The sequence below is a fragment of the Streptomyces sp. NPDC127119 genome, from assembly GCF_042677425.1.
Lineage (GTDB): Bacteria > Actinomycetota > Actinomycetes > Streptomycetales > Streptomycetaceae > Streptomyces.
The window spans coordinates 60,717-87,341 of sequence record NZ_JBHXTO010000005.1 but is presented as its reverse complement, the minus strand read 5'-3'; the positions used below and the strand labels follow the sequence as shown (position 1 = coordinate 87,341).

At 70.6% G+C, this 26,625-nt stretch carries 23 protein-coding genes and 1 pseudogene; 13 read left to right on the top strand and 11 right to left on the bottom strand.

The genetic code is table 11. From position 1 onward, the window contains the following. Positions 1–290 precede the first annotated feature (290 nt). Together ACFVH5_RS04240 and ACFVH5_RS04235 are read left to right on the top strand one after the other, a co-directional pair. Positions 291–1,049: a GntR family transcriptional regulator gene (locus ACFVH5_RS04240; RefSeq protein ID WP_385831931.1), complete on the top strand. Its 759-nt coding sequence runs from the start codon at positions 291–293 to the stop codon at positions 1,047–1,049. Continuing rightward, positions 1,046–1,453 (top strand): hypothetical protein, encoded by a 408-nt coding sequence (locus ACFVH5_RS04235; RefSeq protein WP_107017584.1) that lies wholly within the window; start codon positions 1,046–1,048, stop codon positions 1,451–1,453. Before ACFVH5_RS04240 ends, ACFVH5_RS04235 begins: the two co-directional genes overlap by 4 nt. Positions 1,454–1,571: 118 nt before the next feature. On the opposite strand, the gene ACFVH5_RS04230 is transcribed toward ACFVH5_RS04235, so the two are convergent. Next, positions 1,572–2,309, bottom strand: coding sequence for a uracil-DNA glycosylase (locus ACFVH5_RS04230; RefSeq protein ID WP_385831929.1), 738 nt, complete (start codon positions 2,307–2,309; stop codon positions 1,572–1,574). A gap of 216 nt (positions 2,310–2,525) precedes the next feature. On the opposite strand from ACFVH5_RS04230, the pseudogene ACFVH5_RS04225 reads away from it, so the two are divergent. Beyond that, positions 2,526–3,099, top strand: a pseudogene (locus tag ACFVH5_RS04225) (S4 domain-containing protein). Here the strand turns inward: ACFVH5_RS04225 and ACFVH5_RS04220 are convergent. From ACFVH5_RS04220 to ACFVH5_RS04210, 3 genes are all read right to left on the bottom strand, one after another. Beyond that, a complete protein-coding gene (locus ACFVH5_RS04220; protein ID WP_385831927.1) occupies positions 3,088–3,570 on the bottom strand; it encodes a DoxX family protein in 483 nt (160 codons plus the stop codon). The pseudogene ACFVH5_RS04225 and the gene ACFVH5_RS04220 overlap by 12 nt on opposite strands. Positions 3,571–3,684: 114 nt before the next feature. Next, complete coding sequence (locus tag ACFVH5_RS04215) at positions 3,685–4,368, bottom strand: class I SAM-dependent methyltransferase (protein ID WP_385831999.1); 684 nt, start codon at positions 4,366–4,368, stop codon at positions 3,685–3,687. Positions 4,369–4,523: 155 nt separating this feature from the next. Continuing rightward, complete coding sequence (locus ACFVH5_RS04210) at positions 4,524–5,510, bottom strand: acyltransferase domain-containing protein (RefSeq protein ID WP_385831926.1); 987 nt, start codon at positions 5,508–5,510, stop codon at positions 4,524–4,526. An 86-nt stretch (positions 5,511–5,596) separates the two neighbouring features. Here ACFVH5_RS04210 and ACFVH5_RS04205 point away from each other — a divergent pair, with 86 nt between their 5' ends. Further along, a complete protein-coding gene (locus tag ACFVH5_RS04205) occupies positions 5,597–5,860 on the top strand; it encodes a DUF6343 family protein (protein WP_385831924.1) in 264 nt (87 codons plus the stop codon). A 69-nt stretch (positions 5,861–5,929) separates the two neighbouring features. Here ACFVH5_RS04205 and ACFVH5_RS04200 read toward each other — a convergent pair whose 3' ends face one another. From ACFVH5_RS04200 to rpsA, 4 genes are all read right to left on the bottom strand, one after another. Continuing rightward, positions 5,930–6,310 carry a tetratricopeptide repeat protein gene (locus tag ACFVH5_RS04200; protein WP_384816022.1) on the bottom strand — a complete coding sequence of 127 codons (381 nt, stop codon included), beginning with the start codon at positions 6,308–6,310 and terminating at the stop codon, positions 5,930–5,932. Positions 6,311–6,359: 49 nt separating this feature from the next. After that, the gene (gene coaE / locus ACFVH5_RS04195; protein ID WP_385831922.1) at positions 6,360–6,986 is read right to left on the bottom strand and encodes a dephospho-CoA kinase; all 627 of its coding nucleotides are present in this window, start codon (positions 6,984–6,986) and stop codon (positions 6,360–6,362) included. 162 nt (positions 6,987–7,148) lie between these two features. Further along, positions 7,149–8,087 carry a PAC2 family protein gene (locus ACFVH5_RS04190; RefSeq protein WP_385831921.1) on the bottom strand — a complete coding sequence of 313 codons (939 nt, stop codon included), beginning with the start codon at positions 8,085–8,087 and terminating at the stop codon, positions 7,149–7,151. Between the two features lie 269 nt (positions 8,088–8,356). After that, a complete protein-coding gene (gene rpsA / locus ACFVH5_RS04185) occupies positions 8,357–9,874 on the bottom strand; it encodes a 30S ribosomal protein S1 (protein ID WP_107017577.1) in 1,518 nt (505 codons plus the stop codon). Positions 9,875–10,277: 403 nt separating this feature from the next. Between rpsA and ACFVH5_RS04180 the strand changes: the two genes are divergently transcribed. Next, positions 10,278–11,156: a class I SAM-dependent methyltransferase gene (locus tag ACFVH5_RS04180; protein ID WP_385831997.1), complete on the top strand. Its 879-nt coding sequence runs from the start codon at positions 10,278–10,280 to the stop codon at positions 11,154–11,156. 91 nt (positions 11,157–11,247) lie between these two features. After that, the gene (hrpB, locus tag ACFVH5_RS04175) at positions 11,248–13,842 is read left to right on the top strand and encodes an ATP-dependent helicase HrpB (protein WP_385831919.1); all 2,595 of its coding nucleotides are present in this window, start codon (positions 11,248–11,250) and stop codon (positions 13,840–13,842) included. 7 nt (positions 13,843–13,849) lie between these two features. On the opposite strand, the gene ACFVH5_RS04170 is transcribed toward hrpB, so the two are convergent. From ACFVH5_RS04170 to polA, 3 genes are all read right to left on the bottom strand, one after another. Beyond that, on the bottom strand, positions 13,850–14,842 hold the full coding sequence (locus ACFVH5_RS04170) for a DUF3068 domain-containing protein (protein ID WP_385831918.1): 993 nt from the start codon (positions 14,840–14,842) through the stop codon (positions 13,850–13,852). Positions 14,843–14,889: 47 nt separating this feature from the next. Further along, the gene (locus ACFVH5_RS04165; RefSeq protein ID WP_210883605.1) at positions 14,890–15,024 is read right to left on the bottom strand and encodes an SPW_0924 family protein; all 135 of its coding nucleotides are present in this window, start codon (positions 15,022–15,024) and stop codon (positions 14,890–14,892) included. A gap of 291 nt (positions 15,025–15,315) precedes the next feature. Further along, the gene (gene polA / locus ACFVH5_RS04160; protein ID WP_385831916.1) at positions 15,316–18,042 is read right to left on the bottom strand and encodes a DNA polymerase I; all 2,727 of its coding nucleotides are present in this window, start codon (positions 18,040–18,042) and stop codon (positions 15,316–15,318) included. A 201-nt stretch (positions 18,043–18,243) separates the two neighbouring features. On the opposite strand from polA, the gene ACFVH5_RS04155 reads away from it, so the two are divergent. From ACFVH5_RS04155 to ACFVH5_RS04125, 7 genes are all read left to right on the top strand, one after another. Beyond that, a complete protein-coding gene (locus ACFVH5_RS04155; protein WP_385831915.1) occupies positions 18,244–20,523 on the top strand; it encodes an FdhF/YdeP family oxidoreductase in 2,280 nt (759 codons plus the stop codon). 71 nt (positions 20,524–20,594) lie between these two features. Then, positions 20,595–21,083 carry a PaaI family thioesterase gene (locus ACFVH5_RS04150; protein ID WP_384808161.1) on the top strand — a complete coding sequence of 163 codons (489 nt, stop codon included), beginning with the start codon at positions 20,595–20,597 and terminating at the stop codon, positions 21,081–21,083. Between the two features lie 79 nt (positions 21,084–21,162). Then, positions 21,163–21,594, top strand: coding sequence for a hypothetical protein (locus ACFVH5_RS04145; protein WP_385831913.1), 432 nt, complete (start codon positions 21,163–21,165; stop codon positions 21,592–21,594). Further along, complete coding sequence (locus tag ACFVH5_RS04140; protein WP_385831911.1) at positions 21,591–22,226, top strand: Tat pathway signal sequence domain protein; 636 nt, start codon at positions 21,591–21,593, stop codon at positions 22,224–22,226. The genes ACFVH5_RS04145 and ACFVH5_RS04140 overlap by 4 nt, the downstream gene beginning before the upstream one ends. A 280-nt stretch (positions 22,227–22,506) precedes the next feature. After that, positions 22,507–23,736 carry a branched-chain amino acid ABC transporter substrate-binding protein gene (locus tag ACFVH5_RS04135; RefSeq protein ID WP_384808155.1) on the top strand — a complete coding sequence of 410 codons (1,230 nt, stop codon included), beginning with the start codon at positions 22,507–22,509 and terminating at the stop codon, positions 23,734–23,736. A 112-nt stretch (positions 23,737–23,848) separates the two neighbouring features. Then, positions 23,849–24,781, top strand: a complete 933-nt coding sequence (locus ACFVH5_RS04130) for a branched-chain amino acid ABC transporter permease (protein ID WP_210883595.1) — start codon at positions 23,849–23,851, stop codon at positions 24,779–24,781. A 5-nt stretch (positions 24,782–24,786) separates the two neighbouring features. Then, positions 24,787–26,625 (top strand): branched-chain amino acid ABC transporter permease, encoded by a 1,839-nt coding sequence (locus tag ACFVH5_RS04125; RefSeq protein ID WP_385831909.1) that lies wholly within the window; start codon positions 24,787–24,789, stop codon positions 26,623–26,625.

Sequence of the window (26,625 nt, the reverse complement as noted above, 5' to 3'; positions counted from 1 at the left end):
TCTTTGGCGGGGGGGCGGTGGTGTGGGGGGGTTGGGGGTTTCAACATGGGGCATCTTTGGGGGTGGTGGGGCTGTCGGGTTTCTTGTGTTGGGGGGGTGGGGGTGGGGGTGACGGTAGGCGTGACGGGAGGGGTGGGTGAGGAGTGAGGTCGGCGAGGAGAGGGACGGGACGACTGCGGACCGCTTTGGTATACCAAATTGACGTCATGGTCCCGCTCCCGATGACATCTGGCCATGTCCGGGCGGTAACAGCTCGGTAAAACAGTCCACGGGTCGGCGAGGATGGACGCATGACGACGGTGGAACCGCTGGGGGCGGTGCGCGAGCGAGTGCTCAGCTCGCTGCGGCAGGAGATCATCGCCGGGCGGCTGCTGCCCGGCGACCGGTTGGTCGAGCGTGAGCTGGCCGAGCGGTTCGGGGTCTCCCGGGTGCCGGTCCGCGAGGCGATCCGGGCCCTGGTCACCGAGGGTTTCGTCCTCTTCGAGACCCCGCGTCGCGCGGTCGTACGCAGGCTGACCCGCACGGACGTCGCGGAACTCTTCGAACTCCGCGAGGCCCTTGAGGTGTACGCCACCGGGCTCGCCGCCCGGCGCGCCACCCGGACCGACCTGGCCGAACTCGACGAACTCCTCGACCGCGCGGCGGAAGCGACCGCCGCCGACGACGCGGAGGCGATCACCGACATCAACACCCGTTTCCACGACCGGATCCTGGCGATGGCCGGAAACAGCCTGCTGATCTCCGTGATGGAACCCGTCGACGGCCGGCTGCGCTGGCTCACCCGCCAGAACGAGGAGTGGCCGCAACTCCTGGCCGAGCACCGGGAGCTGTACGCGGCCATCGCCTCCGGCGACCGCGAACGGGCCCGCGCCCACGCCCTGGCACACGTCCGGGCCAACTACCGCTCGACGGTGCGCCACCTCTTCGGCGACACGGACTCCCCCGTCCTCACCGGTACCGATCTCGAAGGATCCGACAGACCCGACAGACCCGACAGACCCGACAGCTTCGATCTCGACAGATCCGACAGCCTCGAAGGAGAAGTGTGACTGCCCGTACGGCGATCGGTGCCGCGAGGACCCGGCCCTGCACGCTCGTCGTCTGCCGCGGCTGCTGCTGCGGCGACGCGCGCAAGTACCCCGGTTACGACCACGACTGGCAACTGGACCGCCTGCGCGCCGCCGCCGACGCCTCCGGCGGCCGTCTTGCGGTCCGTACGGCGGACTGCCTCGGCCCCTGCGACCAGGCCAACATCATCGTCGTGCAGCCGTCGGGCGAGGGCCGCAGACGGGGCGGCAAGGCCGTCTGGATCGGCTGGTCGATGGGCGACGACTGCACCGACGAGATACTCCGCTGGGCGGAATCCGGCGGCCCCGGCATCACCGCTCCCCCGGCCACCCTGGAAATGCAGTTCGTCCAGTCGGCGGGCGAACGGGACCGGGCGCGTCGGTAACCGCGCGCCCGGGGCGGGAAGAGTGTGTGACGGGGAGCACGTGGCGGGGCAGGGGCGGGCACGAAACCGCGGGCCGTTCGTGGCTGGGCGCGCAGTTCTCCACGCCCCTCGGGCGGCTCTAGCCCGGGTACGGGGTCGTCGGCAGGCCCGCCGCCCCGGCCGCCGTACGCAGTACGTCCCTGAGCATGTCCGGGGTCAGCAGGCCGGTGAAGGTGTTGCGCTGGCTCACGTGGTAGCAGCCGAAGAGTTGGAGGGGGTGCGCCTCCGGGCCCTGCAGTCCCTCCAGGACGACCCGGGCTCCGTGGGCGAAGGCCGGGCGGGGCCGGGGCACCTGCCAACCCGCCTCGGTGAACGCGGGCAGCGCCGCCTGCCAGCCGAACCCGCCGAGCACGACGACCGCGCGGAGGGTGGGTGCGAGCAGGCGCAGTTCGTTCACGAGCCAGGGGCGGCAGGTGTTGCGTTCCTCCGGGGTCGGCTTGTTGGCGGGCGGCGCGCAGTGCACGGGTGACGTGACGCGGACGCCGTACAGGGTCAATCCGTCGTCCGCGTTCTCGGACGTGGGCTGCGAGGCGAGGCCCACGTCGTGCAGCGCCGCGTACAGCACGTCCCCCGACCGGTCTCCCGTGAACATCCGGCCGGTCCGGTTCCCGCCGTGCGCCGCGGGCGCGAGCCCGATCACGAGGAGCGAGGCGTCCGGCGGTCCGAACCCCGGCACCGGGCGGCCCCAGTACGTCCAGTCCTCGAAGGCGGCCCGTTTCGTCCGGGCCACTTCCTCCCGCCACTCGACGAGCCGCGGACAGGCCCGGCAGCCGGCGATCCGCCGGTCCAGTTCCGCCAGGCTGCGCTCCTGCTTCATGCCGCCACGGTATGCCCGGCGGGAACCGGGCTCCACGCGACGGAAAACGATTCCGGCCCCACGCCCGCCGAGGGCTAAGGTCGGACCATGGCTTCAGGGACTCAGTCGGGGACTCGGCGGAACGAGGCGGGGCGACGCGGGGACGGTGGGCCGGGCGCCGGCGGCCCCTCGAACGGCGACGGCTCCGGTGTCGTCGATGCCACCGCAGCCGCCTCCGTGACCGGTGACGCGACGGGTGACACGACCGGTGGCGCGACGGGTGAGGCGACCGACACCGTGGCCGCCGCGAAAGCCGCCGCGAAGGCCGCCGCGAAGGCCGCCGCGCCCGCGAGCGGCGAGACCGTGCGCGTCGACAGCTGGATCTGGTCCGTCCGTCTGGTGAAGACCCGGTCCATGGGCGCCACCGCCTGCCGTGGCGGTCATGTCCGGGTGAACGGCGAACGGGTCAAGCCCGCGTACGCCGTCCGCGTCGGTGACGAGGTCCGCCTCCGGCACGCGGACCGGGAGCGGATCGTCATCGTGAAGCGCGTGATCCGCAAGCGGGTCGGGCCCCCGGTCGCGGCCGAGTGCTACGTCGACAACAGTCCCCCGCCCCCGCCCCGCGAGGCCGTCGCCCCCGCGGGCATCCGCGACCGGGGCGCGGGCCGCCCCACCAAGCGCGACCGCCGCGAGCTGGAACGCCTGCGGGGTCTCGGCTCGGCCGAGTAACCCGAAGGGCCCGGGGAGGCCGAGCAACCCGGAGAACCCGAGCAGCCCGAGGGGCAGGGGCGCGCGCCGTTCAGGAGCGTGAAAAACCGCCACCAAGCACCTGCCCCCGTCGTGCCCACGCGATCAGTGCGAGCGGCACGATCAGGATGAGCGGGGTCGCCGCGTACTCCCCGTCGAACACGGTGATCTGGGTGATGAACGCGCCCACCATCAGCGCGCTCAGCGACACGGCGGCCACGGAGGCCAGCACGGGTATCAACAGCGCGATGCCGCCCGCCAGTTCGAGCAGTCCGATGGTGTACATCCCGGCGCTGCCCCAGCCGATCTCGTCGAACGACTCGACCGCCGAGGAGTGCGCGACGAGCTTGGGCAGCGCGCTCGCGATCACGTAGAAGAGCGAGAGCAGGATCTGCAGCCCCTTCAGTGCGAGCCGGGCACGGCGCCCACGAGCGGTCGCCGACTCGGCGACGACCGTGCCGGACACGGCGGTCGGGGCGGAGGCGGCAGCCGGAGCTGTGGGGGCGGAGGCAGCGGGGACGGTGGTCTCGGACATGGGGTTCTCCTGGGTTCTCCGGGTGCAACGGCTCGCGTTGCTGTCACAGAGGTAGACCGGCCCGCCTGCCGAAACTCATCGCCCCACGACAACTCGCCCCGGAAACCGCGAAGGTCACTCCTCCACCGGCACCACCCGCACCCACACCCGGTCCTCCGTGAGATACCGGTCGACCCGCAGCCCCGACTCTGCCAGCGCCCCCTCGAACTCCTCCTTGCTGAGCGGCCGGGCGAGGAACGTCTGCGTCCACACCGCGTCCGGGAACTCGTACTCGGCCCGCACCGAGTTGACCCCGTCCCCCACCGGCTCCGCGGACAGCATCCGGATCGTGAACCCGCTCGGATCGAGCCGCTCGCGCGGCAGGTCGGTGTGGTAGTTCTCGCCCTCGCGCTGGATCAGCACGCAGCCGCCGTCCGCGACGTGGCTCCGGCACACGTCCAGCATGCCGCGCCGCACCTCGACGTCCCCGGCGTGCACGAGGAACGACGCGAGCATCACCACGTCGAATCTCTCGCCCAGGTCGAGCGTCTCGATGGCACCACGTATCGTGCGCGCCCCTCGCACCCGCTCCAGCATCTCGGCGGACTCGTCCACGGCCGTCACCGTGAAGCCACGCTCCAGGAGCGGATGGGTCATACGCCCCACGCCACTGCCCAGTTCGAGGATGTGCGCCCCCGCCGGCACGGCCGAGGCGATGATGTCCGGCTCGTCCCCGACGGACAACCGCGAGTACAGCTCGACCGCGCAGCCGTCCGGCGTGATGGCGCCGGGCCCCGTCCCTTCGTACCCCTCACGCATCTCGATCGTCATACCCGCCCAACGGCCCACGTCCGCACGGTCGTTCCCATCCCCGCCCGTCTCACCCGTTCGAGTGAGACGTGATCAGGCCACGGAACCGACGGCCCGCGGAAGCCGTGGTCTCCTCAACCGCCGATGGCCCTCTCAGCCGACGGTCACAGCGCGAACCACCCGTGGCCGCCGTACCAGTGGCCGCCCGCCCGCAGATGGTCCCCCACCGCCCGCTCCACGCCGGTCCGCCGCGGCAGGTCCGCCACGGGCAGCTCGGGGTCGCCGAAGACGAACGCGACGGGCACCCTGTCGTCCGCCTTCGTCTCCTCGCAGGCGATCCGGAACCTTTCCTGGAAGCGCACGATGTTGGAACCGGCGGGCAGATACCGCGTCAGCTGCCGGTCGAGCAGCCAGGAGTGGCAGACCGCCACCGCGTAGTGCTCGTCCGGATAGTGGCGAGCGAAGAACTCCCGCGCCAGGTCCAGCGACCGGTCGCACGCCTCCGGAGACAGCGGCCCCCGGAAGTCGGCGATGTGCAGACTCAGACACGGCTCACCGGGCCCTGTGGCGAGCCCCGCGTCCGCCGCCGCCTGCCCGGTGGCCCCGCCCAGCCGGGCGCGCTGGAACTGCAGCCGCCCCAGCTGGTACAGCTCCCCGTGGAAGTGCAGCCCGATCCACCACGGCACCGACAGCCCCGTCGTACCGGTCCGCCGCCGGTGCACGGCCAGGTTCCGGCCCAGGTCCGCGAGGGTGCGCCGGGACACGTCCGCCGGGATGTCCCGCTCCCGGTGGTAGGCACGCACGTACGGCAGCGCGGCGATGAAGACGAACACCTGGAAGGTACGGCCCAGCGCGCCGGTGGAGGCCGGGAACGCCGGCGGTTCCCAGCCCCCGCCGGTCCTCCCCATGTCGCGTACGAACCGGTCGACGCACAGCCCGAGCAGCGTCAACGCCTCCGGGTCCGCCGCCAGCCGGGCGCGCACCGCGACCAGTTCGTTGACGCACTCGTGCGGTACCGCCAGGTCGAGCAGTACGTCCGGCAGCTCGACGGCGTCCGGGAGGACCGCCTCCGTGCGCGGTGCGCCCCCGCTCTCCAGGTCCCTCAGCCATCCGGCGAGCTTCTCGTCCGCCCGCAGCTCCTCCACCAGCACAGCCGCTCCCCGTCCGTCCGCCAGCCCGCTCCAGGTGAAATGTGCACTACGAAGAGTACGTTTTTCCGGTAGGAGTAGTGATCCCTATGCGTACGGGCAGTGAACCGACAACTGCGCGCAGTGCGCTGCGAGCGCGTCTGTGGCTGAGTGTGTGGGGGTTCGTCTGGGCAACCGCTGGGACGGCTGTGTTCGCTCTCGTCGGGCGGACGGGCTGGGCGGTCGCCTGCGGTGTGCTGTGGCTGATCGTCACCGTCGATCTGGCGATGATCCTCAGGCATCTCCGCCAGGGGCCGCACTATCAGCCAGGGCCGGACATTCCGCCGTACCCGCCACCGGACCACCGCGACTAGACCCGGCCGGGCTCGCCGCGCGCGCCGAACCCGGCGGTGGCTCGGCTCAGAACCAGGGGTGGACCCGGCTCAGGAGTCGAACCGTGCCGCGGCCAGGTACTCCGGCTGCGGGTCCAGCGCCGCCGCGAGCCGGAAGTGGCGCATGGCCTGCGCGGGCTGCCCGGAGCGCTCGTAGGTGCGGGCGAGCGCGAAGTGCGCGAAGGCGTTGTCCGGCTCGCGCTCCAGCACGATGGTGAACTCCAGCTCGGCGGGCCGCAGCTGCGCCGCGGCGAAGAAGGCCCGCGCGCGCAGCAGCCGTGCGGCCGTGTTCTCCGGGTACGCGGCGATGACGTTGTCGAGCAGCTTCACCGCGCCCCTGGGGTCCCGCGCGGCGAGCAGTTGCTCCGCGGCGCGGAAGTCGATGACATGCGTCTCCGGAGTACGTCCGGCGAATCCGCTGGTCTCGGGCACGGCACATTCCTTCCCTCACTGCGGGGCGTCAACGCCTGGCGGACACCCACTATTCCGAGGACGCCTGTGGCTCGCCGGCCGCCCGGGCCCGCCGTTCCAGGTCCGCCCACACGTCCCGTACACGTCGCCGCAGCTCTTCCAGGGGTACGTCGTTGTCGATGACGACGTCCGCGATCTCCCGGCGCTTCTCGCGGGTGGCCTGGGCCGCCATACGGGCGCGGGCGTCGGCCTCGGTCATACCGCGCAGCCGGACGAGCCGGTCGAGCTGTGTCTCCGTAGCGGCGTCGACCACGATGACGAGGTCGTACAGCTTCGCGAGGCCGTTCTCCGTGAGCAGGGGGACGTCGTGCACGACCACGGAGTCCGCCGAGGCCGCCTCTTCGAGTTCGCGGGAGCGGGCGCCCACCAGGGGGTGCACGATCGAGTTCAGCACGGCGAGCCTGTCCGGGTCCGCGAAGACGATGGAGCCGAGCTTCGGCCGGTCGAGGGTGCCGTCCGCGGCGAGCACTTCCTTACCGAAGGCGTCGATCACGGCCGCCAGCCCGGGTGTTCCCGGCGCGACGACCTCCCGGGCGATCCTGTCGGCGTCGATCAGCACGGCCCCGTGCTCCACGAGCAGCCGCGACACCTCGCTCTTACCGGCCCCGATCCCACCGGTCAGCCCCACCTTCAACATGCCCAGCAGCATAAGCCCGGGTTCGATCAGGGGCTCCCGCCGGGGCGCCCCTCAGGGGCGCGGGGAACTGCGCGCCCAGCCCCCACCGAACCCGCACTCAAAACACAACCCCCCTGCCCCTCCCCCGCGAAGCGGTAACGCGTGGCCGCCACAAAAAGCGAGCTACGCATCACCTTCGCGCTCGGCCAGGAACTTCTCGAACTCCATGCCGATCTCGTCCGCGGACGGAATGTCCACCGCCTCCGCCAGCATGTTTCCCCGCGTCTCGGCGCCCGCGGCGGCGTCGTACTGGTGCTCAAGTCCCTGGACCAGGGCGACGAGTTCCTCGTCGCCCTCCTGGATCTGCCGGTCGATCTCCGTCTGCGTACGGTGCGCCTCGGTGCGCAGCCCGTGCGCGATGCCCGGCAGGACCAGGCCGGTCGCGGCCGTGATCGACTCCATGACCGTCAACGCGGCGTCCGGGTACGGGGAGCGGGCGATGTAGTGGGGCACGTGCGCGGCGACTCCGAGGACGTCGTGTCCGGCCTCCATGAGCCGGTACTCGACCAGGGACTCGGCGCTGCCGGGCACCTGGGCCTCGTCGAAGGGGCTGCGGTGGCCGGGCACGAGGTCCGTGCGGTTGCCGTGCGGGGTGAGGCCCACGGGGCGGGTGTGCGGGACGCCCATGGGGATGCCGTGGAAGTTCACGGACAGCCTGACGCCGAGGCGCTCCACGATCTGCTGGACGGCCGCGGCGAAGCGCTCCCACTCCACGTCCGGTTCGGGCCCGGAGAGCAGCAGGAAGGGCGCTCCGGTGGCGTCCTGGACGAGCCGCACGTCCAGCGTGGGCTCCTCGTAGTCGGCCCAGCGGTCGCGCTTGAACGTCAGCAGCGGGCGGCGGGCGCGGTAGTCCACGAGCCGGTCGTGGTCGAAACGCGCGACGACCTGGTGGGGCAGCGAGTCGAGCACCCGGTCGACGATCTGGTCGCCGGTCTCGCCCGCGTCGATGTATCCGTCGAAGTGGTAGAGCATGACAAGACCGGCCGACTCCTGGGCGAGTGCCACGTCGACCACGGCCAGGCCCTTCGGCTCCCATGCGTACAAACCCTGCGGATCAAGCACTGTGACCGCTCCTCCTCGTGTTCCTAATCGACAACACGAGTCAGGAGATGGGCATTCCCGGTTCACACCGCTTCACTGCGCCTCTTACCGGCTTCTCATGCCCACGACAGGCACGCGCGCGAGGCGTTGGCACCGGCCGGGACCGGAAGCGGGTACGGGTCCGGAGGGCCGGGAGGATCGGACGGGCCGGGAGACAGACGCACCGCGGGCCCGCACCCAGGTGGGTGCGGGCCCGCGATTACCAGCTAGCTACCGCTGGCGGTGAGCTTTCAGCTCTGGCCGCCGGCGAGCTTCTCGCGCAGAGCGGCAAGGGCCTCGTCCGACGCCAGGGCGCCGGAGTTGTCGTCCGACTCCGAGGAGTACGAACCGCCACCGCCGCCACCGCTGCCGCCGGAGGCGGCCGGAGCCGCACCGGGGGTGGCGACACCCTCGGCCTCGGCCTGGGCGTCCGCCTCGCGGGACTTGATGACCTGAGCCTGGTGCTGCTCGAAGCGCGTCTGCGCCTCGGCGTACTGGTTCTCCCACACCTCACGCTGGGACTCGTAACCTTCGAGCCAGTCGTTGGTCTCGGGGTCGAAGCCCTCGGGGTAGATGTAGTTGCCCTGGTCGTCGTACGACGCGGCCATGCCGTACAGCGTCGGGTCGAACTCGACCGAGGCCGGGTCCGCGCCGAAGGACTCGTTGGCCTGCTTCAGCGAGAGGCTGATGCGACGACGCTCGAGGTCGATGTCGATGACCTTGACGAAGATCTCGTCGTTGACCTGGACGACCTGCTCCGGGATCTCCACGTGGCGCTCGGCCAGCTCGGAGATGTGCACCAGACCCTCGATGCCCTCGTCCACGCGGACGAACGCACCGAACGGAACCAGCTTCGTGACCTTTCCGGGCACGACCTGGCCGATCTGGTGGGTGCGGGCGAACTGCTGCCACGGGTCTTCCTGCGTCGCCTTCAGCGACAGGGAGACACGCTCGCGGTCCATGTCCACGTCGAGGACCTCGACGGTGACTTCCTGGCCGACCTCGACAACCTCGGAGGGGTGGTCGATGTGCTTCCAGGAGAGCTCCGAGACGTGCACCAGGCCGTCGACGCCACCCAGGTCCACGAAGGCACCGAAGTTGACGATCGAGGAGACGACGCCGGAACGGACCTGACCCTTCTGGAGGGTGGTGAGGAACGTCTGGCGGACCTCGGACTGGGTCTGCTCCAGCCAGGCACGGCGGGACAGGACCACGTTGTTGCGGTTCTTGTCCAGCTCGATGATCTTGGCTTCGAGCTCCTTGCCCACGTAGGGCTGGAGGTCACGGACACGGCGCATCTCGACGAGAGATGCCGGCAGGAAGCCACGGAGGCCGATGTCAAGGATGAGTCCACCCTTGACGACCTCGATGACGGTGCCGGTGACGATGCCGTCCTCTTCCTTGATCTTCTCGATGGTGCCCCAGGCGCGCTCGTACTGGGCGCGCTTCTTCGAGAGGATCAGGCGGCCTTCCTTGTCCTCCTTCTGGAGAACAAGGGCTTCGATCTCGTCGCCGACCTTGACGACCTCGTTCGGGTCGACGTCGTGCTTGATCGAGAGCTCGCGGCTCGGGATGACACCTTCGGTCTTGTAACCGATGTCGAGCAGGACCTCGTCCCGGTCGACCTTCACGATGACGCCATCGACGATGTCGCCGTCGTTGAAGTACTTGATCGTCTCGTCGATCGCGGCGAGGAAGGCTTCCTCGTTGCCGATGTCGTTGACCGCTACCTGCGGCGTGGTAGAGGTGGTCTCGGTGCTGCTCGTCATGTGGGAAAGGGCTCCGGTACGGACAGTGAGTCGTAGGTACTGCTTACGCCGGGAGCCCGTTTCGCTCTGAAGAAGGCCGGACAGCCAAGGAAGCGCCGAATCCGGGCCGTGTTCGATGAGAACACTCGCCGGTGGCGCCTCGAAAACCGAGGGGACATACGACAGATGCGAGCGCAGCCTGCTACGTCTGAGGAGCGCAGGCCCGCAGCGCAACTTGTAGCATACGGGGGCAGCCGGACAGGGTCAATGCGCGAAGGCGCACACCCGGGGCGGATCGCCGCATACCCGGCACAAGACCCACGCGGCGGCAGCCGTACATCAGGCAACGCCACGGGGTCACGCGGATTCTGTGGTGCCACTTTCGTGACCGCCGCCAGGACGGACCGCTCGGAAGTGACCGCAGATTAATACGAGGGAGCCGATCATCCAAGAGCCCGAACCGTCCCGGCCCGAAGCGTCCTCGCCGGAGGCGTCCGAGTTCGAACCGCCCGAGCCCGAGGCGACCCGCCGTGCGGCAGGGGGTTCCGAAAGCTCCCGCGCCAATCGCGGCTGGTGGGACCGGAACGCGGACGACTACCAGGTCGAGCACGGCACGTTCCTCGGCGACGACCGTTTCGTGTGGTGCCCCGAGGGCCTCGACGAGATCGAGGCCGAGCTGCTGGGCCCGATGGAGGACCTGAAGGACAAGGACATCCTGGAGATCGGCGCGGGGGCCGCCCAGTGCTCGCGCTGGCTGGCCGCCCAGGGTGCCCGCCCGGTCGCCCTGGACCTCTCGCACCGGCAGCTCCAGCACGCCCTGCGGATCGGCGCCGACAGCGTCCCGCTCGTGGAGGCGGACGCCACGGCGCTGCCCTTCGCGGACGGCTCCTTCGACCTCGCGTGCTCCGCGTACGGGGCGCTGCCCTTCGTCGCCGAGCCCGTGACGGTCCTGCGGGAGGTGCGCCGGGTGCTGCGGCCGGGCGGCCGGTTCGTCTTCTCCGTCACGCATCCGGTCCGCTGGGCCTTCCCCGACGAACCGGGACCCGAGGGGCTGAGCGTGGCCTCCTCGTACTTCGACCGCACTCCGTACGTCGAGCAGGACGAGGACGGGAACGCGGTGTACGTCGAGCACCACAGGACGGTCGGCGACCGCGTCCGGGACGTGGTGGCGGGCGGTTTCCGGCTGGTCGACCTGGTCGAGCCCGAGTGGCCCGCCTGGAACACCCAGGAATGGGGCGGCTGGTCACCCCTTCGGGGAAACCTGATCCCGGGCACGGCGATCTTCGTGTGCGAGCGAAGCTAGTTTCGTGTGCGAGCGAAGCTAGACGGGGACACCCCCGGCCGGAGGCCGGGAGAGAGACTGAGCGGGTGACCCGTACCGAGCATGTGATCGTGTGATCCGTCATGACGCCCTGGACTCGCTGCCCGTACGCGGCGCGCTGCCCGGTCTGAGGGACGCCCTGGAGGACCGTGGCGCCGCGGTCCTCGTCGCGCCGCCCGGCACGGGCAAGACGACCCTCGTGCCGCTGGTGCTCGCCGGACTGGTCGGCGGGGAACCGGCACGGCGGGTCGTGGTGGCCGAGCCGCGGCGGATCGCGGCGCGGGCCGCCGCACGGCGGATGGCGTGGCTGCTCGGCGAGAAGGTCGGGGAGAGCGTCGGATTCACCGTCCGCGGGGAACGGGTGGTCGGGCCACGCGCGCGCGTGGAGGTCGTCACGACCGGGGTGCTGCTGCAACGGCTGCAGCGGGACCCCGAGCTGGCGGGCGTCGACGTGGTCGTGCTCGACGAGTGCCACGAACGCCATCTGGACGCGGACACGGCGGCGGCGTTCCTCCTCGACGTCCGGGCCGCGCTGCGCCCCGAGCTGCGGCTGGTGGCCGCGTCGGCGACGACCGACGCCGAGGGCTGGGCCCGGCTGCTCGGCGATGTGCCCGTGGTCGAGGCGGCCGGCGTCTCCCATCCGGTCGAGGTGGTGTGGGCGCCGTCCGTGCGCCCTGTGCGGCCGCCCCATGGGATGCGGGTGGATCCGGTGTTGCTGACCCATGTGGCGTCGGTGGTGCGCCGGGCGCTCTCCGAGCGGGACGGGGACGTCCTGTGTTTCCTCCCCGGGGTCGGCGAGATCGCCCGGGTCGCCGGGCAGCTCGGCGGACTCGGCGAGGTCGAGGTCCTGCAGGTGCACGGGCGGGCGCCGACGGCCGTGCAGGACGCGGTGCTGTCCGGCGGTACGCGGCGCCGGGTCGTCCTCGCCACGTCGGTGGCCGAGTCGTCGTTGACGGTTCCGGGGGTTCGGGTGGTCGTGGACTCCGGGCTGGCGCGCGAGCCGCGCGTGGACCACGCGCGCGGCCTGAGCGCGCTGACGACCGTACGGGCCTCGCAGGCCGCCGGGAGGCAGCGGGCCGGGCGGGCGGGGCGCGAGGCTCCGGGGGCGGTGTACCGGTGCTGGACGGAGGCGGAGGACGGGCGCCTGCCGCGTTTCCCCTCGCCGGAGATCAAGGTGGCCGACCTGACGGCGTTCTCCCTCCAGGCGGCCTGCTGGGGCGATCCCGACGCCTCGGGGCTGTCCCTCCTGGATCCGCCGCCGGCCGGCGCCATGACGGCCGCGCGAGGCGTGCTGGAGGCCGTCCGCGCGGTGGGGCCGGACGGGCGTCCGACTGACCGGGGTGTACGGATGTCGCGGCTGGGGCTGCATCCCCGGCTGGGGCGTGCGCTGCTGGACGCCGGGGCGTCCCTCGGTGCCGAGCGGGCCGCGGAAGTGGTCGCTCTGCTGAGTGAGGAGCCGCCGCGGTCGTACGGGGACGACCTCGCCGCCGCGTTGCGGGCCGCGCGTCGTGGGGGTGACGCCTATGCCGGACGGTGGCGGGCAGAGGTCCGGCGGCTGCGGGCCGCGGTCCCGTCCCGGGCCGCGCCCGTCACGGCGGGAGGGTCGACCGATGACCGCGGGTCCGTCGTGGCCGGTCGCGCCGTTCCCCGCGCCCCCGACGGGGCGCCCCGCGCCGAGGCACGAGGCATCGGCGACGATCATGCCGTCGGGCTCGTTGCTGCGCTTGCCTTTCCTGAGCGGGTTGCTCGGCGGCAGGGAGGGTCTTTTCTCATGGTGGGCGGGACCCGGGCCGAGGTCGCTGAGGGCAGTGGGTTGGGGGATGCCTCCTGGATCGCCGTCGCGGTCGCCGACCGGCCGGTGGGCGCGGGGCACGCGCGCGTGCGGCTCGGGGCCGTGGTCGACGAGGAGGTCGCGCGCGAGGCGGCGGGAGCCCTGTACGCGGCGGGCGACGAGGTGCGCTGGGACGCCGGGGACGTCGTCGCGCGGCGGGTCCGGCGGCTGGGAGCCGTGGAGTTGGCGGTACGGCCGTTGCGCAACGCGGACCCCGGACTCGTACGGGAGGCGTTGCTCGACGGGCTGGCGGCGGAGGGGTTCGGGCTGTTGCGGTGGTCCCGGGACGCCGAGGTGCTGCGGCAGCGGCTCGGGTTCCTGCACCGGCGGATCGGCGCTCCCTGGCCCGACGTCTCGGACGACGCGCTCCACGCGCGCGTGGACGAGTGGCTGGAACCGGAGCTGGGCCGGGCACGGCGGCGGGCCGATCTGGAACGCATCCAGGCCGGGCAGGCGCTGGGCCGGCTGCTGCCCTGGGCGTCCGGGGACGCGGCCAGGTTCGACGAACTGGCGCCGGAGCGGTTCCAGGTGCCGAGCGGGTCCAGGATCCGGATCGACTACGCCGATCCCGAGCGCCCGGTGCTCGCGGTGAAACTGCAGGAGATGTTCGGGGCGCAGGAGTCGCCGACGGTCGCGGGAGTGCCCGTACAGGTGCATCTGCTGTCGCCCGCGGGGCGCCCGGCCGCCGTCACCTCGGACCTCGCGTCCTTCTGGAAGGACGGCTACCGGAGCGTACGGGCGGAGTTGCGCGGGCGGTATCCCAAGCATCCCTGGCCCGAGGACCCGGCGGGCGCGCGGCCGACCCGGCACACGACCGCCCGCAGCAACAGGCCCTGAACCCGCCTCAGGCGCTGAGCGGTTCCGGTTCGCGGGTCCGTGTCGGTGACGGGTCGCCGGGGCGGCGGCTGCGGGCCTCCAGGTACAGGGAGAGCGCCAGGAGTCCGACGCCCAGGACGAGGAAGCCCCAGGGCAGGTACGAGGACATCAGCGCGACGAGGAGCCGCTGGGACTTGACCAGGTCGACGGTCGAGCGGATGTAGTCCTCACGCATTTTGACGTGCCCGGCGAAGGCCGTCACCTTGTCGCGGTCGCCCAGGAGGGTGCCGCCGCGCAGCTCCTCCCGGTGGATCTCCTCTCCGTAGACGGGTGCTCCGGTGACGGGTTCGACCCAGAACTTGCGGACCGTGGTGTACCAGCGGGTCGTGCCCGTCTTGGCGACCGACTCCGCGGTGATCCCTTCGACGGGCATGACCTTCGGGAAGGGCACCTTGGTCCAGGGGATGGTCTGCTCGAAGTAGTAGACGTCGACGCCCCGGAAGTTCTGTGTGCCCTTGTAGTGGATGGGTTCGGTGATCCGGGCCTGCGCGTCGAAGTACTCGTAGTCCCTCTTCTCCGTGAGGAAGGGCCACTTGAACTCGATGCCCTCGCGCCGGACGGGGTCGCCGTCGACGCTCTCGCCGGTGGCGTGGACGGGTTCCTGGGTGTGCGCGTCGAAGATGTACCGCTCGGGGATCCTGGAGACCATCTCGCCGTCCGGGCCCTGGACGTAGGAGAGGCCGTCCCAGACGACGACGTCGCGGTTCGCGGTCCGCTCGATCCTCTCGGAGGCCTCGACATTGCCCTTGAGGGTCTGGACGACGGTGACCTTGTCGACCTTCTTGGCGGTCATCGAGCCGTAGTCGAGGAGGGTCGCGTCCTTCGCCTCCAGAACCATGTCCTGGTACTGGTCGGCGGGGACCTTGGCCACGCGCGGGAAGGCGTACCAGCGCAGCAGCGGGGACAGCGCCGCGAAGAACACGGCGAGGGCGAGCAGGATCAGACTGGCCTTGCGGCGCATCTCGGCGGCCCTCCCGGTGCGTTGGGGATGTGCGTCACGGGTGTGCGCTACGGATGGCTCGGGACGGTGGTGAGCAGCGGTTTCGGTGAGGTCTCGCCCGACGGCGAGCCCATGGCCGTGACGAGGAGGACCAGCGCGAACGCGAGGGCCAGACCGGTCGCGGCGGCGATCAGGGCGCGCATGCGGGCCTCCCGGCACAGGCGGAACCGAGTTCATGGAGCGGAACCGGCCCCATGGAACTGATACATCGTCAGGTCGGGCACCGTAGCAACGGGCGGGCCAGATGAGAACACGTTGCGCAGACAACGGCCGCGGCCCCCCAACCCCCGCGGGGGGGGGGGCTACCCCCGCGGCCCACCCCCGCCGGGCCCGCAGGCGATCTCCGGCCGCCGCCCAGGCCGACCCGGGGGCGCGGGGAACCGCGCGGCCCACCCCCGCCGGGCCCGCAGATGAATGAGCCGGCCCCAGCGGAGCTAGTGCGCTGCCGACTCCCAGTCCGGGCCCGAGCCCACCGAGACATCCAGCGGCGCGCGCAACCGCACCGCCGCGGCCATCTCCCGGCGGACCAGTTCCTCCGCCCGCGCACGCTCCCCGGGAGCGATCTCCAGGACGATTTCGTCGTGGACCTGGAGGAGCATCCGGGACGTCAGCCCGGCCTCCCGCAGAGCCTTGTCCACGTGCAGCATCGCGATCTTGACGATGTCCGCGGCCGTGCCCTGGATCGGCGCGTTCAACGCCATCCGCTCCGCGGCCTCGCGCCGCTGCCGGTTGTCGCTGTTGAGGTCGGGAAGGTAGCGGCGGCGCCCGAAGAGCGTCGCCGTGTACCCCGTCGCCCGCGCCTCGTCGACCGCGCGGCGCAGATAGTCCCGTACCCCTCCGAAGCGCTCGAAGTACGTGTCCATCAGGCCACGCGCCTCGCCCGCGTCGATGTTGAGCTGCTGGGAGAGCCCGAACGCGGACAGCCCGTACGCGAGCCCGTACGACATCGCCTTGATCTTGCGGCGCATCTCCGCGTCGACGGCGTCGCGCTCCACGGAGAACACCTGGGAGGCGACGGTGGTGTGCAGGTCCTCGCCGGAGGTGAAGGCCGCCAGGAGTCCCTCGTCCTCCGACAGGTGGGCCATCACGCGCAGTTCGATCTGGCTGTAGTCGGCGGTCATGAGGGACTCGAAGCCCTCGCCGACCACGAAGCCGCGGCGGATCGCGCGGCCCTCCTCGGTGCGGACCGGGATGTTCTGCAGGTTCGGGTCCTGCGACGAGAGGCGGCCCGTCGCGGCGACCGTCTGGTGGAAGGTGGTGTGGATGCGGCCGTCCGCGGCGATCGTCTTGATCAGGCCCTCGACGGTGACCCGGAGCTTCGCCTGCTCGCGGTGGCGGAGCATGATGACGGGCAGTTCGTGGTCGGTCTGGGCGGCGAGCCAGGCGAGCGCGTCGGCGTCCGTCGTGTAGCCGGTCTTCGTCTTCTTCGTCTTGGGCAGGCCCAGTTCGCCGAAGAGGACTTCCTGGAGCTGCTTGGGCGAGCCGAGGTTGAACTCGTGCCCGACCGCCGCGTGCGCCTCCTTCACGGCCTGCTGGACCGCGCCCGCGAACATCTGCTCCATGGCTTCCAGGTGGGCCCTGTCCGCCGCGATGCCGTGCCGCTCCAGGCGGGCGAGCAGTTCGGAGGTGGGCAGTTCCATGTCCTGGAGCAGATCGGCCGCGCCGACCTCCTTCAGTCGCTCCCCGAAGGCTTCGCCCAGGTCGAGGACGGCGCGGGCCTGCACCATCAGCGCGTCGGCCTCGGCGCCCTCGTCGGCGCCGAAGGCGAGCTGTCCGTCGGCGGTGGCGGCGGGCGCCAGCTCCCGGCCGAGGTACTCCAGGGACAGCGCGTCCAGGTCGAAGGAGCGCCGGCCCGGCTTGACGAGGTAGGCGGCGAGGGCGGTGTCCATGGAGATGCCCGCGACGCTCCAGCCGTGCTCGGCGAAGACCCGCATGACGGCCTTGGCGTTGTGCAGCACCTTGGGGCTGCCGGCGTCGGAGATCCAGCGCGCGAACGCGTTCTCGTCGCTCTCGTCGAGCTGCGACGGGTCGAACCAGGCCGCCGCCCCGTCGGCCGCGGCGAGGGCGACCTCGGCGACCGATCCCGTGCCGAGCGCCCAGGTGTCGACCGTGGCGATGCCGAGGACCGTCGTGCCGTGCCCGGTGAGCCAGGGGCCCAGCTCGCCGGCGTCGAGGACCGTGCCGTCCACCGCCACGCCCGCGGCGACCGGAGCCGCGTCCTCGGTCTCCTCCGCCCCGGGGTCGACGGCCAGCAGCCGCTCGCGCAGCGAGGGGTTACGGATCTCCAGGGTGTCCAGGACCATCGCGAGGGCCGTGCGGTCGTACGCGGCGCGCTCCAGGTCGGGCACCGTCTTCGGCAGCTCGACGTCACGCACCATCTCGGTGAGGCGGCGGTTGAGCTTGACCGCGTCCAGGTGGTCGCGGAAGTTCTGCCCGGCCTTGCCCTTGACCTCCTCGGCGCGCTCGACCAGCTCCGCGAACGAACCGAACTGGTTGATCCACTTCGCGGCGGTCTTCTCACCGACGCCGGGGATGCCCGGCAGGTTGTCGGACGGGTCGCCGCGCAGGGCCGCGAAGTCGGGGTACTGGGCCGGCGTCAGCCCGTACTTCTCGAAGACCTTCTCCGGGGTGAACCGGGTCAGCTCGGAGACGCCCTTGGTCGGGTAGAGCACGGTGGTGTGCTCGGAGACCAGCTGGAAGGAGTCGCGGTCGCCGGTGACGATCAGCACGTCGAAGCCCTCGGCCTCGGCCTGCGTGGCGAGCGTGGCGATGATGTCGTCCGCCTCGAAGCCGTCGACGGCGAACCGCTCGGCGTTCATCGCGTCCAGGACCTCGCCGATCAGCTCGACCTGGCCCTTGAACTCGTCCGGGGTCTTCGACCTGTTCGCCTTGTACTCCGTGAACTCCTCGGAGCGCCACGTCTTGCGCGACACGTCGAACGCCACCGCGAAGTGCGTGGGCGACTCGTCGCGCAGCGTGTTGGCGAGCATCGACGCGAAGCCGTAGATCGCGTTCGTCGGCTGGCCCGTCGCCGTCGTGAAATTCTCCGCGGGCAGCGCGAAGAACGCGCGGTACGCCAGCGAATGCCCATCCATGAGCATCAGCCGCGGGCGTCCCCCGCCGGAGGTCTTCTCGGTCTTCTTCGATGCTGTCTCTGCCACACCCCCGATCCTGCCACGCCCCACTGACAGCCGGTCCCGCCCCGCCGCCCACGATGGTGTCCGCGTGCCGGTTCTCCCCGGTTCCCCCGCCCTTCCCCCCGCCCTCCTCCCCCGTTCTCCGGACCGGGCCAGGATCCGTGTCGGTACCACGTGCGAGGATCGGAGACGTACCTCACACATGTGCTCGAAGAGGAGGCCGACATGGCCGGCAAGCCGCCCCAGAGTGATCCGGTTCAGGACGCACCGCAGGTCGCGGAACCGAAGCATGCTGCGGCCGGACTGCCGGCCGTCGGACATTCCCTGCGCATCGCCCAGCAGCAGATGGGTGTGAAGCGCACGGCGCTGACGCTGCTGCGGGTCAATCAGAAGGACGGCTTCGACTGCCCGGGCTGCGCCTGGCCCGAGCCGGAGCACCGGCACACGGCGGAGTTCTGCGAGAACGGCGCGAAGGCGGTCGCGGAGGAGGCCACCCTGCGCCGCGTGACCCCGGACTTCTTCGCCGCGCACCCGGTCGCCGACCTCGCGACCCGCAGCGGCTACTGGCTGGGCCAGCAGGGCCGCCTCACGCACCCCATGTATCTCGCGGAGGGCGCCGACCGCTACGAGGCGGTGCCGTGGGAGCGCGCCTTCGACATCATCGCCGAGGAGCTCACCGGCCTCGGCTCCCCGGACGAGGCGCTGTTCTACACCTCTGGCCGCACCAGCAACGAGGCGGCGTTCCTCTACCAGCTGTTCGCTCGCGAGTACGGGACGAACAACCTCCCCGACTGTTCGAACATGTGCCACGAGTCGTCCGGCTCGGCTCTGAACGAGACCATCGGCATCGGCAAGGGCAGCGTCCTCCTGGAGGACCTCTACCAGGCGGATCTGATCATCGTGGCCGGACAGAACCCGGGCACCAACCACCCGCGCATGCTCTCCGCCCTGGAGAAGGCGAAATCGAACGGCGCGCGGATCATCACGGTGAACCCGCTGCCCGAGGCGGGCATGGAGCGCTTCAAGAACCCGCAGACCCCCCAGGGCATGTTCAAGGGCGCGGCCCTCACCGACCTGTTCCTGCAGATCCGCATCGGCGGCGACCAGGCCCTCTTCCGCCTCCTGAACAAACTGATCCTGGAGACGGAGGGAGCCGTCGACGAGGAGTTCGTCGGCGAACACACCCACGGCTACGAGGAGTTCGCCGAGGCCGCCCGTGCCGCCGACTGGGACGAGACGCTCACGGCGACGGGCCTCACGCGCGCGCAGATCGACGAGGCGCTGTCCATGGTCCTCGCCTCGAAGCGCACCATCGTGTGCTGGGCGATGGGCCTCACCCAGCACAAGCACTCCGTGCCGACGATCCGCGAGGTCGTCAACTTCCTGCTGCTGCGCGGCAACATCGGCCGGCCGGGCGCGGGCGTGTGCCCGGTGCGCGGCCACTCGAACGTGCAGGGCGACCGCACGATGGGCATCTTCGAGCGCCCCGCGCCCGCCTTCCTGGACGCCCTGGAGAAGGAGTTCGGCTTCGCCCCGCCGCGCGGCCACGGCTACGACGTCGTACGCGCCATCCGCGCGATGCGCGACGACAAGGCGAAGGTCTTCTTCGCGATGGGCGGCAACTTCGTGTCGGCGTCCCCCGACACCGAGGTCACCGAGGCGGCCATGCGCCGCGCCCGCCTCACCGTGCACGTGTCGACGAAGCTCAACCGCTCGCACGCCGTCACGGGCGCGCGTGCCCTGATCCTGCCCACCCTCGGCCGCACCGAGCGCGATCTCCAGGGCGGCGGCGAGCAGTTCGTGACCGTGGAGGACTCCATGGGCATGGTGCACGCCTCCCGCGGCCGTCTGGACCCCGCGAGCGCGCAGCTGCTGTCCGAGCCCGCCATCGTGTGCCGGCTCGCACGCCGGGTCCTCGGCGAGGACTCCCGCACCCCCTGGGAGGAGTTCGAGAAGGACTACGCGACCGTCCGCGACCGCATCGCGCGCGTGGTGCCGGGCTTCGACGACTTCAACGACCGGGTCGCCGATCCGGCGGGCTTCGCCCTCCCGCACGCCCCGCGCGACGAGCGCCGCTTCCCGACCGCCACCGGCAAGGCCAACTTCACGGCCGCGCCCGTCGAGTACCCGAAGCTCCCCGAGGGCCGCCTGCTCCTGCAGACCCTGCGCTCGCACGACCAGTACAACACCACGATCTACGGCCTCGACGACCGCTACCGGGGCATCAAGAACGGCCGCCGGGTCGTCCTGGTGAACCCCGAGGACGCCCGCGAACTGGGTCTCGCCGACGGTTCGTACACCGATCTGGTCAGCGAGTGGAAGGACGGGGTGGAGCGTCGCGCGGCCGGCTTCCGGATCGTGCACTACCCGACGGCCCGCGGCTGCGCGGCCGCCTACTACCCGGAGACGAACGTCCTGGTGCCGCTGGACGCCACCGCCGACACCAGCAACACGCCCGCCAGCAAGTCCGTCGTCGTCCGTCTGGAACAATCGACAACCAACTGAGCGTTCGCTTAGACGCAGGTTCCGGACACGGGCTCCGGCCGCACGACCGACGACGTAAGGAATACGGACCCATGGGCGAGCAGCACCACGTGAAGTTCCCGCAAGAGGTCATCGACGAGTACTCGGCACTCGGCGTGGACCTGGTCGCCATGTTCTCCGCCGGACACCTCGGCGCCCGTATGGGCGTCCAGATCGTCGAGGCCTCCGCGGACCGCGTCGTGGGCACCATGCCGGTCGAGGGCAACACCCAGCCCTACGGACTCCTGCACGGCGGCGCCTCCGCCGTGCTCGCCGAGACGCTCGGCTCGGTCGGCGCCATGCTGCACGGCGGCAGCTCCAAGATCGCCGTCGGCGTCGACCTGAACTGCACCCACCACCGGGGCGCCACGTCCGGCCTCGTGACCGCCGTGGCCACCCCCCTGCACCGCGGCCGCTCGACAGCCACGTACGAGATCGTGATCAGCGACGAGGACGGCAGGCGGGTGTGCAGCGCCCGGCTTACCTGCCTGCTGCGCGATGTGCGGCCGAGCGACGCGGAGCGGGTCGGCGCCACCGGCTGAGCCGCCGGCCGGACCCGTCCGAAAAGCGTTGTCCGGCGGGGGCGTTGATCCCGGGCACCCGGCGGCCTAGCGTCAGGGCATGGGAACGGGCGGGCCCCCCTGGCGGGGGCCGGTGCTCGGACTGGCGCTCCTGACCGGCGCCCTGACCGCCGGCGCGACCGGGTGCGGCGGGTCCGGCACGCAGAGCGGCACGACCGGCGCACCGGAGGGCACGCGCACGGCCCCCGGCACGCGGTCGTCACCCCCGGCGACCCCGCCCGAGGACCTGTGCGCGCGCCTCGTCGCGCACTGGTCGCGCAAGATCCTGGACGACGACACCTACGGCGACTACCAGTCCATGGGCCTGTCCGACGGGCAGTACGAGATCCTGATGGACGTCGTGGACGCCGCCAGGGCCGAGAAGAGGCGCGAGGGCGCACAGGCGGCAGGAGAACTGATCGACCGCACCGCCCGTGAGCGCTGCGAGAAGCGGTACCGCAACGGCAACCCGACGGAAGGGCCCTGGAGTTGAGTGGCGTCGGCCCGGTCGAACCGGGCGAGGGAACACGCGCGTGGGACGACCTCGGGCCTCCCCCGCCGACCGGCCACGAGCAGCCCCAGGGGCACCCGGCGGCTCTCTACTACGCCCGGCACCGCCGTGCCGTGCTCGCGTCCGCGGCGACCGCCGTCCTCCTCGCGGGCGGCGGCTACCTCTACGCGACCCGGCCGCAGCCACCGCCGCCCGCCGTCGGCCCGTACCCGTCCCAGGTCGTCGAGATCGACTACCTGGGCCAGGAGGGCTCACCGGCGAACGCTCCCGAGGGCAGTTTCACCTTCGCGGTACGGGTCACCGCGCTGTCCGGCCCCACCGTCACCGTCGAGGAGATCTCCCAGCCCTACGCCGGGCTCAATCTGACATCGGTGCCCAAACCACCCTTCCGCACGAGGACGGGTTTCGGCCACAAGATCATTGTCACTATGAATGTCACGGAATGCGCGAATACGCCGAGGAACGCCGGACTTCCTTTCCTGGACGTAACTCTGCGTAATACGCGCGCAATAGAAGACCACAGCTACATCCTGGGTGAGCGGTATGCACACGACCTGTCCGACGCCCTGCAAGTAGCCTGCAGCAACGACCGGCCGTCACTAGCAAAACGCTAGAACGCTGCTGAAATGACCGCCGCACGATCTGCGGGTTCTCACAATGTGGACCGGACGAATCGGCTGTAATTCCGCCCATCCACCCAGCGAGTACCGCTCTGCATTACCTCGTGTCATAACAAGAGCGTCACATCCTTCTTCAGACTCTCCTCCACGTTCCCTCCACCCGCTTAGAGTCACGGCCAGTCACCGCGCCATCGGATTCGAAGAATTTTCGGCCCAGCGCTCGACTCGGCCCGTTCCACGAGGAACGGCCGTGCCAGGGAAAGGACTGCTGATCGTGCGTCAACGTTCGCTCATCGCCATCACCGCCGCGCTGGCGGCGGGAGCACTCACCCTCACCGCCTGTGGCTCTCGCGACGACGACGGCGGCTCGGACTCCGGCAGCGGCAACAAAACCGTCGTCATCGGTGTCGACGCCCCGCTGACGGGTGACCTCTCCGCCCTGGGCCTCGGAATCAAGAACTCCGTGGACCTCGCCGCCAAGACGGCCAACAAGGAGAAGACCGTCGAAGGCGTCACCTTCAAGGTCGAAGCCCTCGACGACCAGGCGCAGCCCTCCTCGGGCCAGCAGAACGCCGTCAAGTTCGTCGCCGACAAGGACGTCGTCGGCGTCGTCGGCCCGCTGAACTCCTCGGTCGCCGAGTCCATGCAGAAGGTCTTCGACGACGCCAAGCTCGTCGAGATCTCGCCCGCCAACACGGGCCCGACCCTCACCCAGGGCACGGACTGGCAGACCAAGAAGGTTCGCACGTACAAGTCGTACTTCCGCACCGCGACCACGGACGCCATCCAGGGCCCGTTCGCCGCGCAGTACGTCTACAACGACGCGAAGAAGAAGAAGGTCTATGTCATCGACGACAAGAAGACCTACGGCGCCGGCCTGGCCGCCACCTTCACCGACGAGTTCAAGAAGCTCGGCGGCAAGGTCGTCGGAACCCAGCACATCGACCCCGACACCAAGGACTTCTCCGCCGTCGTCACCCAGGTGAAGAGCTCCGGCGCCGACGTCGTCTACTACGGCGGCGAGTACCCGCAGGCCGGCCCGCTCAGCAAGCAGATCAAGGCCGCGGGCGTCAAGATCCCGCTCGTCGGCGGTGACGGCATCTACAGCGCCGACTTCATCAAGCTCGCCGGCGCCGGCGGCAAGGGCGACCTCGCCACCTCGGTCGGCGCGCCCGTCGAGGAGCTGCCCTCCGCCAAGGAGTTCGTCGCCAACTACAAGGCGGCCGGCTACAAGGAGGCCTTCGAGGCCTACGGCGGCTACTCCTACGACTCCGGCTGGGCGATCATCGAGGCCGTGAAGAAGGTCGTCGAGGACAACGACGGCAAGCTCCCGGACGACGCCCGTGCCAAGATCACCGAGGCCGTGCAGAACGTCTCGTTCGACGGGGTGACCGGCAAGGTCTCCTTCGACGAATACGGCGACACCACCAACAAGCAGCTCACCGTCTACTCCGTCGAGGGCGGCGACTGGAAGGCCATCAAGTCCGGCACCTACACCGGCTGATCCACACCCGCACCACCACCTGAGCCGCGCGGGGCGCCGCAGTACAAGCGCCCCGCGCGGACTCACATCCGGTCACACCCCTCGACTATCCGAACGTCTCGGAGGACATGCGGTGAACGAACTGCCGCAGCAGCTGGTCAACGGCCTGCTACTGGGATCCATGTACGGGCTGGTCGCCATCGGCTACACGATGGTCTATGGCATCGTCCAGCTCATCAACTTCGCCCACGGCGAGATCTTCATGATCGGAGGCTTCGGCGCACTCACGGTCTACCTGTACGTACTGCCCGACGGCACCACCATGTGGATCGCACTGCCCCTGATGCTCCTCGGAGCCGTCATCGCCGCGACCACCGTCGCCGTGGGAGCGGAACGGTTCGCCTACCGGCCGCTGCGCACCGCGCCACGCCTCGCCCCCCTCATCACCGCCATCGGCCTCTCCCTCGCACTCCAGCAGGCCGTGTGGGCGTGGTACCCGGACGCGAAGCAGTCCATCAACTTCCCCGAGATCGAGGGCGGCCCCTTCAAGATCGGTGACGTCACCATCCAGACCGGTGACATCTTCCTGCTCATCGCGGCACCCATCAGCATGGCGATCCTCGCCTTCTTCGTGATGAAGACCCGCACCGGCCGCGGCATGCAGGCCACCGCGCAGGACCCGGACACCGCCAAGCTCATGGGCATCAACACCGACCGCATCATCGTGGTCGCCTTCGCCCTCGGCGCCGTGTTCGCCGCCGTCGGAGCCGTCGCCTACGGCCTCAAGTACGGCCAGGTCCAGTTCCGCATGGGCTTCATCCTCGGCCTCAAGGCCTTCACCGCGGCCGTCCTCGGCGGCATCGGCAACATCTACGGAGCCATGATCGGCGGCCTCGTCCTCGGCCTCGCCGAGACCCTCGCCACCGCCTACATCGCCGACGTCCCCGGCATGGAACAGCTCGGCGGCCAGTCCTGGGCCAACGTCTGGGCCTTCGTACTCCTCATCCTCGTGCTCCTCTTCAGGCCACAGGGCCTGCTCGGCGAGCGCGTCGCGGACAGGGCGTGACACCGATGACCACAGAGACCAACACGCCCGAGACGCCCGAGGCACCCGCCGAGGGACCCGTCGGCAACACCAGCGGCCTCATCGGCATCCCGCCCCACATCGGACGCGCCCTCGCCACCGGCGGCGGCGTCCTCACCATCATCTCCACGTTCCTCGCCTGGACCTGGACCTCCGCCTTCCCCGGCGACCTCACCGTCTACGGCTACCCCGGCGGCCTGCAGGTCCTCGTCCTCATCGGCGGCGTCCTCACCACGCTCTTCGCCCTCGCCTCCTACGGCGTCAAGGGCCTGCGCTGGCTGACACCCGCCGGCGCCGACAGCGCCATCAAGCTCGCCTCACTCGCCGCGTTCGCCACCGCCTGGTACACGATCCTCGCGATCAGCTCCGAACTCGGCGGCCTCGCCAACCTCGAACCCGGCGGCTGGGTCGCGGCCGTGGCCACCCTCGCGGCCCTCCTCGGCGCGCTCTCCCTGCCCTTCGAGCACCCGGCGCCCGACCCCTTCGACCCCGAAGACACCGCCTGGGAGCAGTTCCGCCACAAGGCGCGCCACAACCGCACCGTCGTCAAGGCCGCCTTCGCCTCCGGCACCACCAAGGCCCCGGCCCACAAGCTCCCCGCGTACGCCGAGATCCTGATCATCATCGCCGCGCTCAGCCTCGGCCTGATCGTCTTCACCTACGGCATCGGCACCGAGTACGACGAACAGTTCGTGGGCTTCCTGATCACCGCGGGCTTCGGCTTCGCCGCGGCGGCCAAGGCGGGACTCGTCAACCGCGTCTCCTCCCTCACCGCCAAGCACCGCAACATCACCATGCTCGGCGCGTTCGTCGCCGCCGCCGCATTCCCCTTCACCCAGTCCGACGACCAGTACGCGACCATCGGCGTCTACATCCTGATCTTCGCCACCGTCGCCCTCGGCCTCAACATCGTCGTCGGCCTCGCCGGACTCCTCGACCTCGGATACGTCGCCTTCCTCGGCGTCGGCGCCTACACCGCGGCCATGGTCTCCGGCTCCCCCTCCTCACCCTTCGACATCCACCTGCCGTTCTGGGCCGCCGCCCTCCTCGGCGCGGCCGTCGCCATGGTCTTCGGCGTCCTCATCGGCGCCCCCACCCTGCGACTGCGCGGCGACTACCTCGCCATCGTCACCCTCGGCTTCGGTGAGATCTTCCGCATCGGCGTCCTCAACATGGACGGCACCAGCGGACCCGACATCACCAACGGCTCCAACGGCATCTCGTCGATCCCGAACCTCAACATCCTCGGCTTCGACTTCGGCCAGGAACACACCATCGCCGGCTTCACCATCGCGCGGTTCGCCAACTACTTCTTCCTGATGCTCCTCATCACGCTCATCGTCGTGATCGTCTTCCGCCGCAGCGGAGACTCCCGCATCGGACGCGCCTGGGTCGCCATCCGCGAGGACGAGACCGCCGCGCTCGCCATGGGCATCAACGGCTTCCGCGTCAAGCTCATCGCCTTCGCCCTCGGCGCCGCACTCGCCGGCCTCGCCGGATCCGTACAGGCACACGTCACCTACACCGTGACACCCGAGCAGTACCAGTTCGCCCACGTCGTCCCGCCCAACTCGGCCTTCCTGCTCGCAGCGGTCGTCCTCGGCGGCATGGGCACCATCAGCGGCCCCCTCGTCGGCGCCGCACTGCTCTACCTCATCCCCGCCAAGCTCCAGTTCCTCGGCGACTACCAGCTCCTCGCCTTCGGCCTCGCGCTCGTCCTGCTGATGCGCTTCCGACCGGAAGGCCTCATCCCCAACCGGCGGCGCCAGCTCGAATTCCACGAGGAAGCGGAAGCGCCCACAGTCCTCAGCAAGGCAGGGGCCTGA